The organism is Parviterribacter multiflagellatus (assembly GCF_056863265.1).
In genome coordinates, this window is the sequence record NZ_JBXPIZ010000006.1 from 362,954 (window position 1) to 375,878 (window position 12,925).

10 protein-coding genes and 1 tRNA gene are annotated in these 12,925 nt (G+C 76.3%); 5 read left to right on the top strand and 6 right to left on the bottom strand.

The window, feature by feature from the left end:
- Positions 1 to 25 precede the first annotated feature (25 nt).
- On the bottom strand, positions 26 to 913 hold the full coding sequence (locus AC1UE5_RS15300) for a PAC2 family protein (RefSeq protein ID WP_482924967.1): 888 nt from the start codon (positions 911 to 913) through the stop codon (positions 26 to 28).
- A 28-nt stretch (positions 914 to 941) separates the two neighbouring features.
- On the opposite strand from AC1UE5_RS15300, the gene AC1UE5_RS15305 reads away from it, so the two are divergent.
- The 4 genes from AC1UE5_RS15305 (at position 942) to AC1UE5_RS15320 (ending at position 2,459) form a co-directional block, all read left to right on the top strand.
- The gene (locus tag AC1UE5_RS15305; RefSeq protein WP_482924969.1) at positions 942 to 1,808 is read left to right on the top strand and encodes a 3'-5' exoribonuclease YhaM family protein; all 867 of its coding nucleotides are present in this window, start codon (positions 942 to 944) and stop codon (positions 1,806 to 1,808) included.
- A 45-nt stretch (positions 1,809 to 1,853) separates the two neighbouring features.
- Positions 1,854 to 2,033, top strand: coding sequence for a hypothetical protein (locus tag AC1UE5_RS15310; RefSeq protein WP_482924971.1), 180 nt, complete (start codon positions 1,854 to 1,856; stop codon positions 2,031 to 2,033).
- A gap of 33 nt (positions 2,034 to 2,066) precedes the next feature.
- Positions 2,067 to 2,149: transfer RNA gene (locus AC1UE5_RS15315), tRNA-Sec, on the top strand.
- Between the two features lie 43 nt (positions 2,150 to 2,192).
- Positions 2,193 to 2,459, top strand: a complete 267-nt coding sequence (locus AC1UE5_RS15320; RefSeq protein ID WP_482924973.1) for a hypothetical protein — start codon at positions 2,193 to 2,195, stop codon at positions 2,457 to 2,459.
- Here AC1UE5_RS15320 and AC1UE5_RS15325 read toward each other — a convergent pair.
- Genes AC1UE5_RS15325 through AC1UE5_RS15335 form a run of 3 tightly spaced genes read right to left on the bottom strand, consistent with a single transcriptional unit; the run spans position 2,456 to position 7,234 of the window.
- A complete protein-coding gene (locus AC1UE5_RS15325) occupies positions 2,456 to 2,779 on the bottom strand; it encodes a hypothetical protein (RefSeq protein WP_482924975.1) in 324 nt (107 codons plus the stop codon). The two genes, AC1UE5_RS15320 and AC1UE5_RS15325, sit on opposite strands and share 4 nt — an antisense overlap.
- A 46-nt stretch (positions 2,780 to 2,825) precedes the next feature.
- On the bottom strand, positions 2,826 to 5,195 hold the full coding sequence (locus tag AC1UE5_RS15330) for a sensor domain-containing protein (RefSeq protein WP_482924977.1): 2,370 nt from the start codon (positions 5,193 to 5,195) through the stop codon (positions 2,826 to 2,828).
- The gene (locus AC1UE5_RS15335; protein ID WP_482924979.1) at positions 5,192 to 7,234 is read right to left on the bottom strand and encodes a putative bifunctional diguanylate cyclase/phosphodiesterase; all 2,043 of its coding nucleotides are present in this window, start codon (positions 7,232 to 7,234) and stop codon (positions 5,192 to 5,194) included. Before AC1UE5_RS15335 ends, AC1UE5_RS15330 begins: the two co-directional genes overlap by 4 nt.
- A gap of 102 nt (positions 7,235 to 7,336) precedes the next feature.
- On the opposite strand from AC1UE5_RS15335, the gene AC1UE5_RS15340 reads away from it, so the two are divergent.
- Complete coding sequence (locus AC1UE5_RS15340; RefSeq protein WP_482924981.1) at positions 7,337 to 9,421, top strand: PAS domain S-box protein; 2,085 nt, start codon at positions 7,337 to 7,339, stop codon at positions 9,419 to 9,421.
- On the opposite strand, the gene AC1UE5_RS15345 is transcribed toward AC1UE5_RS15340, so the two are convergent.
- Both AC1UE5_RS15345 and AC1UE5_RS15350 read right to left on the bottom strand, forming a co-directional pair.
- Complete coding sequence (locus tag AC1UE5_RS15345; RefSeq protein ID WP_482924983.1) at positions 9,418 to 11,211, bottom strand: diguanylate cyclase domain-containing protein; 1,794 nt, start codon at positions 11,209 to 11,211, stop codon at positions 9,418 to 9,420. The genes AC1UE5_RS15340 and AC1UE5_RS15345 overlap by 4 nt on opposite strands.
- 45 nt (positions 11,212 to 11,256) lie before the next feature.
- Positions 11,257 to 12,735, bottom strand: a complete 1,479-nt coding sequence (locus tag AC1UE5_RS15350; protein WP_482924985.1) for a S8 family serine peptidase — start codon at positions 12,733 to 12,735, stop codon at positions 11,257 to 11,259.
- Positions 12,736 to 12,925: the final 190 nt, after the last annotated feature.

Here is a 12,925-nt window from a genome sequence, read left to right on the forward strand (position 1 = left end):
GTCCCCTTTCCGACCTAGGCCGCGCTCAGGCCGAGCGCGGCGGCTCGTTGCCGCGCTGGCGGAGGAAGCGCTGGAACTCGCGCGCGAGCAGGTCGCCGCTCGGGACGTCCTCGTCCGGCGCATCGGCCTCCTCCTCCTCGACCGCCTGCTCCAGGCGCTCGACGAACGCCTGCACGTCCGGATCGGACTGCACCGCGAGGTTGACCTGGCGCTCGTAGTCGCCCGCGGCCGTCTCGAGCTCCTCCGCGTCGACGCTCACCCCGACGAGCTGCTCGAGGTTGCGCACGAGCGCGAGCGCGGCCTTCGGGTTCGGCGCGGCGGCGACGTAGTGCGGGACGCTCGCCCACAGGCTGACCGACGGCAGGCCCGCCGCGAGGCACGCGTCGTGCAGCACGCCGACGATCCCGGTCGGGCCCTCGTAGGTCGCCGGGTTGAGGTGGTTGATGCGGCTCGTCAGCGTCGGGTCCGTCGCCAGGCCGGTCATGGCCACCGGGCGCGAGTGCGGGACGTCCGCCAGGAGCGCGCCGAGCGTGACGACCATCTGCGTGCCCAGCGCCTCGGCGAGGTCGATGATGATCTTGCAGAACGAGCGCCACCGCATCGACGGCTCGGCGCCCGTGACGAGCACGAGATCGCGCGGGGCGCGCGGGACGCGGGCGGCGAAGATCTCCACCGACGGCCACTCGATCTCGCGGGTCGTGCCGTCGACGAGCTTGACCTTCGGGCGGGTCGCCTGGAAGTCGAAGAACTCCTCGGGGTCGATCTTCGCGAAGCGCGTCGCGCCCAGCGACGAGCCGACGAAGGACACGGCGGCGGAGGCAGCGTCACCGGCGTCGTTCCAGCCCTTGAAGGCGCACACCAGAGCCGGGGCCCGAAGGCCGTCCGGCCGGTGCTCCCATTCGAGCGGCGGCATCCGGGTCAGAGTAGAAGATGGTCCCCGCGTGCCAGACACGATCTCGAACCTGCGCGCCGGCCAGGAGGTGACCGGCGTCTACGCCTGCACCCGCAAGGAGCGCCTCACCGCGCGCACGGGCGCGCCGTACCTCGCGGTCGAGCTGCGCGACCGCACCGGGACGCTGCCCGGCCGCGTGTTCCGCGACGCCGACGTGTGGGCCGGGCGCTTCGAGCGCGGCGACATCGTGCGCGTGCGCGGCCGCGTCGACACGTTCCGCGACGAGCTGACGATGGACGTGCAGGCGATCGCCACGGTCCCGGAGGGCAGCGCCGACCCCGCCGACTTCCTGCCGGTCGCCTACCGCGACGTGGACGAGCTGGACGGGTTCCTCGAGCACCTCGCGCGGGAGGTGCACGACAAGCCGTTCGCGCAGCTGCTCGGCGCGCTGCTCGCCGACGACGCGCTGCGCGAGGAGTGGCGCCGGGCGCCGTGCACGCGCGACGGCCACCACGCCTACCTGGGCGGCCTGCTGGAGCACACGGTCGCGGTGGCGCAGCTCGCGCTGGAGACGTGCCAGCTGCACGTGCGGCTCAACTCCGACCTGCTGCTCACCGCGGCGATCGTCCACGACCTGGGCAAGATGCGCGAGTTCACGTACGGCGCCGAGATCGCGGTGAGCGACGAGGGGCGCATGCTCGGCCACGTCGAGCTCGGGCTGGAGCTGCTGCGCGTGCGCTCGTCCGGCGTGCTGGACCGCGAGCGCTTCCTCGCGCTGTCGCACTGCGTGCTCACCCACCACGGGCCCGACCGCGCGCCCGGCCGCCGGTTCGCGTCGCCCGAGGCGCTCGCGCTCTACCGGCTCAACGCGCTCGACGCGGCCGTGAAGGGCGCGCTGGAGCACGGCCTGCCCTGACGGCGGTTTCCGGCGGCGCGCGTGCGGGTAGACCGGTCCGCACTCATGGACCGGGATCTCTACGTGCTGCTGTGGACCGACGACGGCGAGGCGCAGTGCGCGCTCTACGACGACCGGGAGCAGGCCGAGCACGACGCCGAGCTCGTCGGCGGCCGCGTCGAGGTCCGTGCCGTCCACCGCGCGCCGGCGCTCCGCGCGGGGCGCTTCATCCGCGGCGAGGGCTGACGCCGCCCGCTGACCTACGCTGCCCGGCGGGGCGGCACCGGACTGGTGTCCGATCCGGCCTTCAAAGCCGGCAGGGCCTGGCAACCCCAGGCTTGGAAGGTTCGATTCCTTCGCCGCCTCGTGACGCGCGCCGCCGGTGCGGCAGGCACCATTCGTCGTATGAGCGCGTTGCCGCCGAACCGGCTCCACACGACGTTCTTCGCGTCCGAGGTCTGCGCCCTGTGCGGCGCGGACTGGGAGACCCACGACCCGCCGATCCCGACGGTGTACACCGAGCGGAGCATGGCGTACGGGCTCCCGCCCCAGCCGATCTGCGACCTCTGCGTCGAGCACGGCGACCCGATCCGGTTCGCGGAGCTCCTGAGCGACCGGCAGCGCTTCTGGGCCGAGTGGGTCGACCAGCTCGGCGGCGCGCCCGGGCCCTAGGGGTCCGCGCGGCGGCGGGGCGAGCGCGACGTGCCCGCGTCGCCGAACGACCACGCGGCGGCGCCGACGAGCAACGCGACGAACGCGACCGCGCCCCACGTGGTCAGCGCGTCGGCGAGCAGGTGCGACACGACGAAGCACGCCGCCGCGAAGCCGACGAGCGCGACGGCGCGGCCGAGCGACGTCTGCTCGCGCCAGCGCAGGAAGCACCACAGGCCGCCGGCCAGGAGGACGAGGCCGCCGAGCGGGCGCACGCCGGTGAGGTCGGCGACCGCGAAGCCGACGACCATGGAACCGGCTGCGACGGGCCAGGTCGGCATCGCTCCCACCATAGGCGGTGGCGGGGGCGCGCGGGACGGCTCCGGCCTACGCGATGTCGCGCACGTCCGAGCCCGCCCCGCGGACGGCCTCGATGGCGGCACCGAGCTGGTGGCAGGCGAGCCGCGCCCTCTGGATCTCGGTCCGCGTCCACGGCCGGTCGGCCGAGACGTACGCCTCCAGGATCCCGAGCGGGCGGCCGCGCGACGCGATCGGCACGAGCAGCACCGACTGCCACCCGAGCGCGTCGAGCGCGGCGAGCTCGCCCGGGTCCGCAGTCGGGTCGCTGGCCAGGACCTGCAGCGACTCGCCGGACAGGAGCGCGTGGCGCGTGGCCGGGAAGTCGTCCAGGCGGTACCGCGGCGCGCTCCCGCCGGCCCGCTGCACGGGCAGCTCGACGACCGCGTCGTCGGCCCGGTCGTAGACCGACAGCGCGATCGCGTCGGCGTGCAGCGCGTCCGCCAGGCCGGCGGCCGCGACGGGGATGTCGTCCAGGCCGCGCGCCTCGGTGAGCGCCGCGGCGACGCGCTCCAGCCGCTCGAGCTCGTGCGTCCCCCACGCCGACGTCGGCGTGGCGCGCAGCGCGTCGGCGAGCGCGTCCCGGCAGGTCTGCACCGCCTCGGGCGCGACCGTCGGCCGTGGCGCCGGGCGGGCGATCCCGTAGCCCTGGCCGAGCTCGACGTCGAGGTCGGCGAGCGCCCGCAGCTCCTCCATCGTCTCGATGCCCTCCGCGCAGATCATCGTGTCGCTGCGCCGCGCGAAGCGGACGAGCGCCTCGATCAGCGCCGCCTTCGCGGGGGTCGTGTCGAGCGCGGTCACGAGGTGCCGGTCGAGCTTGATGATGTCCGGCGAGACGCGCATGACCTGCCCGAGCCCGGCGTAGCCCGCGCCGGCGTCGTCGATGGCGATGCGCGCCCCGCGGCGCCGCAGCTCCTCGATCGGCCGCGTGAGCGCCTCGACGTCGGCGAGCTCGTGCTCGGTGAGCTCGATCGTGACGTCGCCCAGGTCCTCGGGCAGCGCGTCCAGCAGCCGCGGCGAGGCGATCGCGGACGGGCTCGCGTTGATCGAGATCGGCCCGATGTCGCGCGCGTCGCGGGCCGCGAGCGCGGTCCGTGCGGCCAGCACCTCGAGGTCGACGCCGAGCCCCACGCGGTGCGCCTGCGCGAACCACACGTCGGGGGTGCGGCGCGGCTCGGAGCTGAAGCGCGCGAGGGCCTCGTGGAAGAGCACGTCGCCGGTCGCGAGCGAGATCACCGGCTGGAACGCGATGTCGACCGCCTCCGGGTCCGCCAGCAGCCGGCGGATCTCGCCCTGCTGGAGCTGCACGGTCTGCAGCGCGAGCTCGTGGCCGGGCGCGTACGAGCGCACGCGCACGCCCTCGCTCTTGGCCGCGACGAGCGCGGCGCCGGCCCGCGCCAGCAGCTCGCTCCCGCCGCTCGCGTCGAACGCCACGCCCGCGGTCGCGCTGATCGGATCGCCGCTCGGCGCGGCCAGCGCGGCGCACGCGCGCTCGGCCACCGCCGCGCCGTGCTCGCGGTCCGGCCCGGGCACGAGCACCGCGAGCTCGTCGCCGCCGAGCCGGGCCACGTAGGCGTCGCCGGCCGCCGTGACGAGCCGCTGCGCGGCGGACACGAGCAGCTCGTCGCCCCGGACGGATCCGGCGACGGCGTTGATCGACTGGAAGTCGTCGAGATCGACCACGACGAGCGAGGCGGGGCCCTCGTGCGCGGCGAGCCGCGCGTGCAGCGCCCGGCGGTTCGGCAGCCCGGTCAGCTCGTCGGTCAGCGCCTGCTCGGCCAGCACGTCGGCGTGCGCGCGCAGGCGGCGGACGACCACGACGAGCAGGGGCAGGAGCGCGAGGAACAGCGCGCCGAGACCGCCGGCGACGATCCAGGTGATGCGGCGGTTGGACGCGGCGATCTGCGCGTCGAGCTCCCGCGCGAGCTCCGTCACCTCGAGGACGCCCACCGGCGCCTCGCCGTGTCGGGCGATCGGGACGAGGTAGTGGACGACCGGCCGGTGGCCCGGGCGCTCGTGGCGGTGCCCCGCGCTCCGGCCCGCGAGCGCGCCGCGGCGCGCCTCCTCCGTCTCGGCGGACCGGTCGACGTCCGCCGCCGGGCCGAGCACGAGGCGCCCACGCCGGTCCCACACCCGCACCGTCAGGTGCTCGGCGTGGTGGTCGAGCCGCCGGAACGCGGTGACCGTCGCCGCGCCGCGCGCGCCCAGCGGAGCGGCCGCGGGCGCCTCGTCCGCGAGCAGCGTCGCGAGGCGCGTGACCGCCTCGCCGTCGTGCGCGATCGCGCTGTCCTCGAGCACGCCGGCGACGACGTGGTGCAGCGCCAGGCCGAGGCCGACGAAGCAGACGAGCGCCGCCGCGCCGAACCACGCGAAGATGCCGGGGCCCGGGCGGGCGCTCATGACGTCCCGCTCGCCGGGAGGCGCCGCAGCACGTCGCTCAGCTCCGCGGCCGCCATCGGCCGGCCGAGCCCGTAGCCCTGGGCGAACCGGCACCCGGCGCCGCGCAGGAAGTCGGCCTGCGCCGCGGACTCGACGCCCTTGGCGATCACGTCGACGCCCAGCTCGCGGCCGAGCGCGAGGACGCCGGCGACGCAGCGGACGGCGCGCGCGTCCTCGGGCACCGCGTCGAGGAACGTCCGGTCGAGCTTGAGCGCCTGCACGGGCATCCGCCGCAGCGCGGCGAGCGAGCTCAGCTCCGCCCCGAAGTCGTCGAGCGCCAGCCGGACGCCGGCGCCTTCGAGCCGCTCCCCGAGCGCGACGGCGCGCTCGAGCTCGATCATCGCCGCGCTCTCGTTCAGCTCGACGGTCACGGCGCAGGGCGGCAGCCGGTGCGCGTCGAGCTCGGCGAGCAGCCGGTCGGCGAAGTCGGTCGCGCGGAGCTGGTGGATCGAGACGTTGAGGTCGATCGGGATCTCGATGCCCTCGGCGCGCCAGGCGGCGGCCTGACGGCACGCGGCGGCCGTGGTCCAGTGCCCGACGGACTCGATCAGGCCGGCCTGCTCCATCAGCGCGATGAACTCGCCGGGCGGCACGATGCCGCGCTCGGGGTCGAGCCAGCGGATGAGCGCCTCGGCCGAGACGACGCGGCCGGAGGCCAGGTCCCACACGGGCTGGAAGTGGAGGAGGAACTCGTCGCGTTCGAGCGCCTGCCGCAGGCGCCCGACGAGCGCGAGGCGGTCCCCGGCGCGGTCGTCGCGCGGCTCGCGGCGCACCGCCTGCCCCGGCGCGGTCTGGCGGGCGTCGTGGAGCGCCTTGCCCGCGCGCTCGATCAGCGCGGCCGGGTCGGCGGCCCCGGCGGGGGCGATCACGTAGCCCAGCGTCGCGGTCGCGCGGATGTCAGCGCCCTCGATCGTGAACGGCGCCCGCATCAGCGCGATGGCCTGGTCGGCGAGCGTCTGCGCCCGGCGCTCGAGGTCGCCGTCCGATGCCTCGAGCACGACGATGAACTCGCCGCCCGTCACGCGCGCGGTGAAGCGGCCGTCGGACGCCGTGCGCAGGCGCGCCGCCACCTGGCGGACGAGCTCGTCCCCCGCGGCGCGGCCGAACGCGGCGTTGACGGCGTCGAGGTCGTCGATGCCGAGGCAGAGCACCGCGAGGCGGGTCTGCTCGGCGGCCAGGCGCGCGGCGAGGCGGTCGGCCAGCGCGAGGCGGTTCGGCAGGCCGGTGAGCGCGTCGGCGAACGCGAGCGCCGCCGCGCGGTCGGGGCCGGACGCGCTGCCGGCGGCGCGCTCGGTCGCCAGCCCGACCACACCGGTGACGGCGCCGTCGGGTGCGACGACCGGCTCCAGCGTCAGGTCGAGCGCGAGGTCGCCGAGCGCCAGCCGGTCGGCCATCCGCTCGCCGGCCAGGGCGCGGCGGCAGCCGTCGCGCAGCACCGGGACGTCCTCGTAGGCGGCGAAGACCGAGCGCCCGACCAGCGCGCCGGGCCGGAGCCCCAGCCGCGCGAGCACGCGCCCTTCGAAGAGCGTGAAGATGCCGTCGGCGTCGAGCGCCATCAGGAGCATCGGAGCGCGGGCCAGCGCGTCGCGCAGCCCGGCGTGGGCGGCGGACCCGGCGGCGTCGGCGGCGCGCAGCGCGGTGACGTCGAGGAGCAGGCCCTCGATCGCGACGGGGACGCCGTCGGCATCGCGCACGACGCGCTCCTGCTCCCACACGTGGCGGACCGCGCCGTCCGGCCCCAGCAGGCGGTACCCGACGTCCAGCGGCTCGCCCGACCGCAGCCGGGTGCCGGCGGCGGCCGCCACGCGGTGGCGGTCGTCGGGGTGCACGCACGCCATCCACAGGCCCGGGTCCTCGAGCCAGCGGGCGACGGGATGGCCGGTCCAGTCCGCGATGCGCGGGCTGATGTCGCGCAGGGTCCGCCCGTCGCCTGGGTCGCAGACGTAGGTGACCAGCGGGAGCTCGTGCTCCACGGCGGATGCGGGCGCGGTGACTGCCATCGACGTGGTTGATCGACCGCTCCCACCGCCGCGCTGAGCGGCCACCCGTCAAATGGCCAGGGCCCTCAGCGTCGCGGGCCGTCGCGCCGATCCCAACCGGGCGTGCCCCCGCAGAGCCTCACCTCCTGGTCGATCGCCGAGCTGATCGCCTTCCAGACCGCCGTCGCCGACGCGCCCGGCCCCGCTGACGCCGTGCGCGCCGGGCTGGAGCGCGCCGTCGACGCCTTCGCGGGGTGCGCCGCCGCGCTGCTCGACGGCGGCCGGCCGGCCGGGGCCACCGGGTTCCCGACGGGCCGCGTGCCCGGCGTCGTCGCCGGCCTCACGCCCGAGCGGGGCACCGTGGCGCTCGACGTCCCCGGGCTCGGGCGCTGCGTGGCCGCGGCCGCGGAGGCCGGCCCCGAGGGCCGCCTCGTGCTGCTGCGCGACGGCGCGCGGCTGGCGCCCGACGAGCTCGCGCTGCTGCGCGGCATGGCCCAGACGCTGGCGCTCGTCCTGCGCGCCCTGGGCGCCGTCGAGGACGAGCGCCGCCTGCGCGCCGAGCACGACCGCCAGACCGACGAGCGCGACGCGCTCCTCCAGCTCCGGACCGCGTTCGACGACGCCGAGATGCCCCAGGCGATCCTCTCCGTCGAGGGCCACTACCTGCACGTCAACCGGGCGCTGAGCCGCGCGCTCGGCCGCGACCGCGACGACCTGATCGGCCGCGACTACCGCGAGCTGCTCCACCCCGAGGACCGCGAGGTCGCCGCGCACGTGCTGCAGCAGCTCTCCGGCGAGGCGGACAGCACCCAGACCGTGCGGCGGTTCGTCCATCGCGCCGGCCACGTGCTGTGGGCGGAGATGACGACGACCGCCGTGCCGTCGCCGGGCGGCGGCCCGCCGCGCCTGGTCGTCCAGGCCCGCGACATCACCGAGCGCAAGCGCGCCGAGGTCGCGCTGGCCGCGAGCGAGGAGCGGTACCGCCGCCTCGTCGAGCGCCTGCCGATGGTCACGCTCACGGTCGCGCTCGACGCCGACGCCACCACCCTCTTCGTCAGCCCGCAGATCGAGGCGCTCACCGGCTGGACGCCCGCGCAGTGGCGCGAGCGGCCGGACCGGCTGCGCCAGGCGATCCACCCCGACGACCGCGCCGACGTGCTCGCCGCGCTCGCCCGCGCCGCCGAGGACGGCAGCGACTTCGCCGCCGAGTACCGGATGGTCGCCGGCGACGGCCGCGAGGTCGTCGTGCGCCACGCCGGCACCGTCACCACCGGTGAGGACGGCCGCGCCGTGCTGCAGGGCTTCCTGCTCGACGTCAGCGAGCGCCACCGGCTCGAGGAGCAGCTGCGGCTCGCGCAGAAGCTCGAGTCGGTCGGCCAGCTCGCCGCCGGCGTCGCGCACGAGATCAACACGCCCGTGCAGTTCATCGGCGACAGCCTGAGCTTCGTGCGCGAGGCGACGACCGACCTGCTCGCGCTCGTGGACGAGTACGACGCGCTCAAGGGGCGCGCGACCGCCGCCGGCGTCGAGCCCGCGCTCCTCGCGCGCCTCGCCGAGGCCGAGGAGATCGCGGATCTCGAGTACCTGCGCGAGCGCCTGCCCGCCGCGTTCGCCCGCACCGAGGACGGCGTCGAGCGCGTCGCGACCATCGTGAGCGCCCTCCGCGAGCTGGCGCACCCGCCGGCCGCCGAGCACGCGCCCGTCGACCTCAACGCCGTCCTGCGCAGGACGCTCGTGGTCACCCGCGGCCAGTACCGGCACGTCGCCGACGTCGAGACCGAGCTGGCCGAGGGGCTGCCCGAGGTGCCCGGCGACGCCGGCGAGCTGGGCCAGGTGTTCATCAACCTCGTCGTCAACGCGACGCACGCGATCGAGGAGCGCGTCGGCGACAGCGCCGAGCGCGGCCTGCTGACCATCGCGACCGCCGTCGAGGACGACGCCGCGGTCGTGCGCATCTCCGACACGGGCTGCGGCATGCCCGAGGACGTGCGCCGGCGGATCTTCGACCCGTTCTTCACGACGAAGCCCGTCGGGCGCGGCACGGGCCAGGGCCTGGCCATCGCGCGTTCGATCATCGACGACCGCCACGCGGGCTCGATCGCGGTGCGCAGCCAGGCCGGCCGCGGCACGACGTTCGAGATCCGCCTGCCGCTGCAGGGCGCGCAGGCGCGTGCCGCCGAGCCGGCGGCCGTCGCGGCGATCAGCTAGATCGCAGCCGGCGCGCCGCCGGCCGCGAGGACCGACTCGTGCATGCTCACGCCGCGCTTGCCGCTGTGCTTGCAGGCGTACATCGCGACGTCCGCGTCGCGCAGGAGGCCGTCGGCGTCCATCTCGCCGCTCGCGGCGAGCGCCACGCCGATGCTCGCGTGCACCTGGATCTCGTGCTCGCCCCACACGACGGGCTCGACCAGCGCGTCGAGGATGCGGTGCGCGACGGTGCTGATGTGCTCCGGCGGGATGTCGACCAGGAGCACGGCGAACTCGTCGCCGCCCAGCCGCGCCGCGGTGTCCGACGGCCGCAGGCTGCGCTGCAGCCGCTCGCCCGTCGCCACCAGGATCGCGTCGCCGGCGTCGTGGCCCAGCGTGTCGTTGATCGGCTTGAACTCGTCGAGGTCGATGTAGAGCGCCGCGGCGTTGCCGGTGCGGCGCGACAGCGCGTGCGCCACGCGGTCGTGGAACAGGAGCCGGTTGGCGAGCCCGGTCAGCGCGTCGTGGAACGCCTGGTGCTCGAGGTGCCGCTGGATGTCGTTGAGCTGGGTGATCTTGCGCCCGAGCCGGTCCTGGCTCAGCGCCGCCCCGGCGTGCGCCGCGAGCGTCTCGAACAGGCGCAGCTCGTCGGCCTCGAACGTGCCGCCGACGCCGGCCCGGTCCCCGATCAGGACGGCGCCGAGGCTGCCGTGCTCGCCCGGGAGGCTCGCCACCATCGCCTCGCCGACGCCCGCCTCGGCGAGCAGCGCCGCGACCGGCCCGTCCGACGACGCGGCCGACGCGATGCGGGCCTGCTCGTCGCGGGCGATGAGGTCGCGGATCGTGCCGAGCACGGCGGGGTCGATCACGTCGGCCGTCTCCACGTGGCCGTCGGCGGCGACCGCGACGCGCGTCGCGGGCCCGTCGGGGCCGCTGCCGAGCATCCACGCCTCGGCACGCTCGGCACGGAACGTCTCCAGCGCCATCGCGAGCATGCCGGCGATGCCGGAGGCGGCGTCCGACGCGCGCGCGAGGGTCCGGCTGGCGTCGTAGAGGAACTCGAGGCTCGTGTGCTTCTGCCGCTCGGACGTGTACGCGCGGTAGGCGAGGAAGATCGTCGCGATGGGCGCGAGCAGCAGCGGGCCGGCGGCGGGCTGCGCGGCGAGCACCGCGGCGGCGGCCAGGCCGAGGCTCGCGTTCGTGGCGGACACGAGCGCGGCGGTGAGGAGCATCTCGCGGACCTTCGCGACCGGCAGCTCCTCCCCCGACAGGCGCATCGCCGCCGCGACGAGCAGGACGCCGGCCACGGCGCTGACGAGCACGCCGAGCGCGGCGGCCGCCCACGTGCCGGGATCGGACGTCGGGTCGTCGCCGGCCACGGCGCGGAAGACCGCTGCGGCGATGGCGGCGACGAGCGCGAACTGCGCGAAGTTGAAGGCGAGCCGGATGAGCGGGATGCCGGACGGCCGGCCGAGCGCGAGCGCTCCGCCGAGCAGCCATCCGAGCACGACCGCCTCGGGGGACGAGAGCACCAGCCCGATCGCGAGCGGGATCTCGCCCAGCGTCATCGTCGCGGCGCTGCGCCGGACGTGGACGTGGACGACGCAGCGCTCGCTGAGCGCGAACGCGAAGACGAGGACCCACCACGGCAGCTCCAGCTCGGTCGCCGGCGCGGGCACCCCGCGCAGCACCGTCCACCACAGCGCGACGGCCGCCGCGCCCAGCGCTCCGGTGAGCAGCCAGACGCGGGCGGTCGGGGGGATGCGGCGGCGGGGACGGCCGGCGGGTGGGAGCTGAGCGGGGGAGGTCATGGCAAGCGTGGAGGCGGGCGCAGGGGCCCGCCTCCACGTAGTCGGTCAGGAGGTGCCGTCGCTCCACCCCACGCTGGACCACCGGGTGGCGGACCAGCGCGTGGCCGACCAACGGGTCGCCGACCAGCGCGTCGCGGACCAGCGGGTGGCGGACCAGCGGGTCGCCGACCAGCGCGTCGCGGACCACCGGGTCGCGGACCACCGCGTGGCCGACCAGCGGGTGGCGGACCAGCGCGTCGCGGACCAGCGGGTCGCCGACCAGCGCGTCGCGCGCGGGTCCTCGACCGCCAGCTGGAGGCCGACGCCCGAGCGGGCACGCCACGGGCCGGAGCCGTGCGCGGAGGGGTACGTCTGCGGCGCGGCCGAGGCCGGCGCCGTCATCGCCGCAGCCAGGTCGACCAGGCCGGCCCCCTGCCCGCGGACGTCCGCGTCGGCGAGCGGCCGCGCCGTCCCGCGCAGGAGCGCCTTGACGGCGTCCGGCGTCAGGTCGGGCCGCTGCTCGAGCAGCAGCGCCACGGTGGCGGACACGGCGGCCGACGCCTGCGACGTGCCGCTGCCGCGGAACGCCACGCCGTCGCCGACCCGCGCGTTGGGGAACGCCTCGTCGAGGAAGGCGCCCGGGACGCGGAGGCTCACGATGCCGACGCCGGGGGCGACGACGTCGGGGGCGCGCTCGGCGGTGCCGAAGCTGGAGAAGCCGGCGAGCCGGTCGTCCTCGACGACAGGGGTGTCGAGCATGTCGCTCGCGCCGACGGCCAGCACGTGCGGGTCGAACGCGGGGCTGTCGAGCTGCGGCGTCTCGGGACCGCCGTTGCCGGCGGCCGTGACGACGACGATGCCGCGCCGCCACGCCTGCTCGACCGCGAAGGCGAGCGGGTCGCCGGTGTAGTCACCGGACGTCTCGGCGCCGAACGCGAGGTTCAGGACGCGGATGCGCAGGCCCTCGTCGTCCTTGTGGCGGACGACCCAGTCGATCGCCGCGAGGAGCCGCGACAGGCTGGTCGAGCCCTCGTGGTCGGCGACCTTGACGTTGACCACGCGCGCGCCCGGGGCCACGCCGACGAGGTCGTTCTCGGTGTCGCCGGCGGCGATGACACCGGCCAGGTGCGTGCCGTGCCCGAACGCGTCCAGATGACGGTGGGCCGGGTCGCCCGCGTGGCTCGAGAAGTCCGGCGCGTTGACGACCTGCCCGGCGTCGAGGCCGCGCACGGGGGACACGCCGGTGTCGACAAGGGCGATGTCGACGCCCGCGCCGGTCCCGGCGGAGGCGGCGCCGAGCGCGCCGCGGACCTGGCTCAGCTCGGCGCCCGCGGTGGCCTCGGGCTGCTCGTCGCTGCGGACGGTGAACTTCCGGTCGCCGTGCACGCCGCGCACGCCGGCGGTGGCGCGCAGGTCGTCGACCGCGGACGTGGGGACCTCCGCCGCGAAGCCGCCGACGATCGGCAGCTGCCGCTCGACCTGCCCGCCGAGGCGGGCGACGGCGTGCTCCGGGCCGCCGCCCGCTCCGGTGGCCTCGAGGACCACGACCGAGGTGGTCCCGTTCGCGTGTGCGGCTGCGGGGAACGGCAGCGCGAGGGTGGCGGCGAGGGCGGCGATCGCCGCACCGGCGCGGGCCCAGCGAGGTGCCGGCCGAGGCCGGCATCCAGGGGTCGCAGCTTTCGATGTCATGGCTCTCCTTGCTCTCGTGCGCCGAAGGGGACGCACCGGTCGTGGT

Bases quoted from the DNA above. Each gene is read 5' to 3' on its own strand.
- AC1UE5_RS15335 (WP_482924979.1), bottom strand. From the start codon at position 7,234: ATGGCAGTCACCGCGCCCGCATCCGCCGTGGAGCACGAGCTCCCGCTG.
- AC1UE5_RS15345 (WP_482924983.1), bottom strand. From the start codon at position 11,211: ATGACCTCCCCCGCTCAGCTCCCACCCGCCGGCCGTCCCCGCCGCCGC.
- AC1UE5_RS15310 (WP_482924971.1), top strand. From the start codon at position 1,854: ATGGACCGGGATCTCTACGTGCTGCTGTGGACCGACGACGGCGAGGCG.
- AC1UE5_RS15320 (WP_482924973.1), top strand. From the start codon at position 2,193: ATGAGCGCGTTGCCGCCGAACCGGCTCCACACGACGTTCTTCGCGTCC.
- AC1UE5_RS15325 (WP_482924975.1), bottom strand. From the start codon at position 2,779: ATGCCGACCTGGCCCGTCGCAGCCGGTTCCATGGTCGTCGGCTTCGCG.
- AC1UE5_RS15300 (WP_482924967.1), bottom strand. From the start codon at position 913: ATGCCGCCGCTCGAATGGGAGCACCGGCCGGACGGCCTTCGGGCCCCG.
- AC1UE5_RS15330 (WP_482924977.1), bottom strand. From the start codon at position 5,195: ATGAGCGCCCGCCCGGGCCCCGGCATCTTCGCGTGGTTCGGCGCGGCG.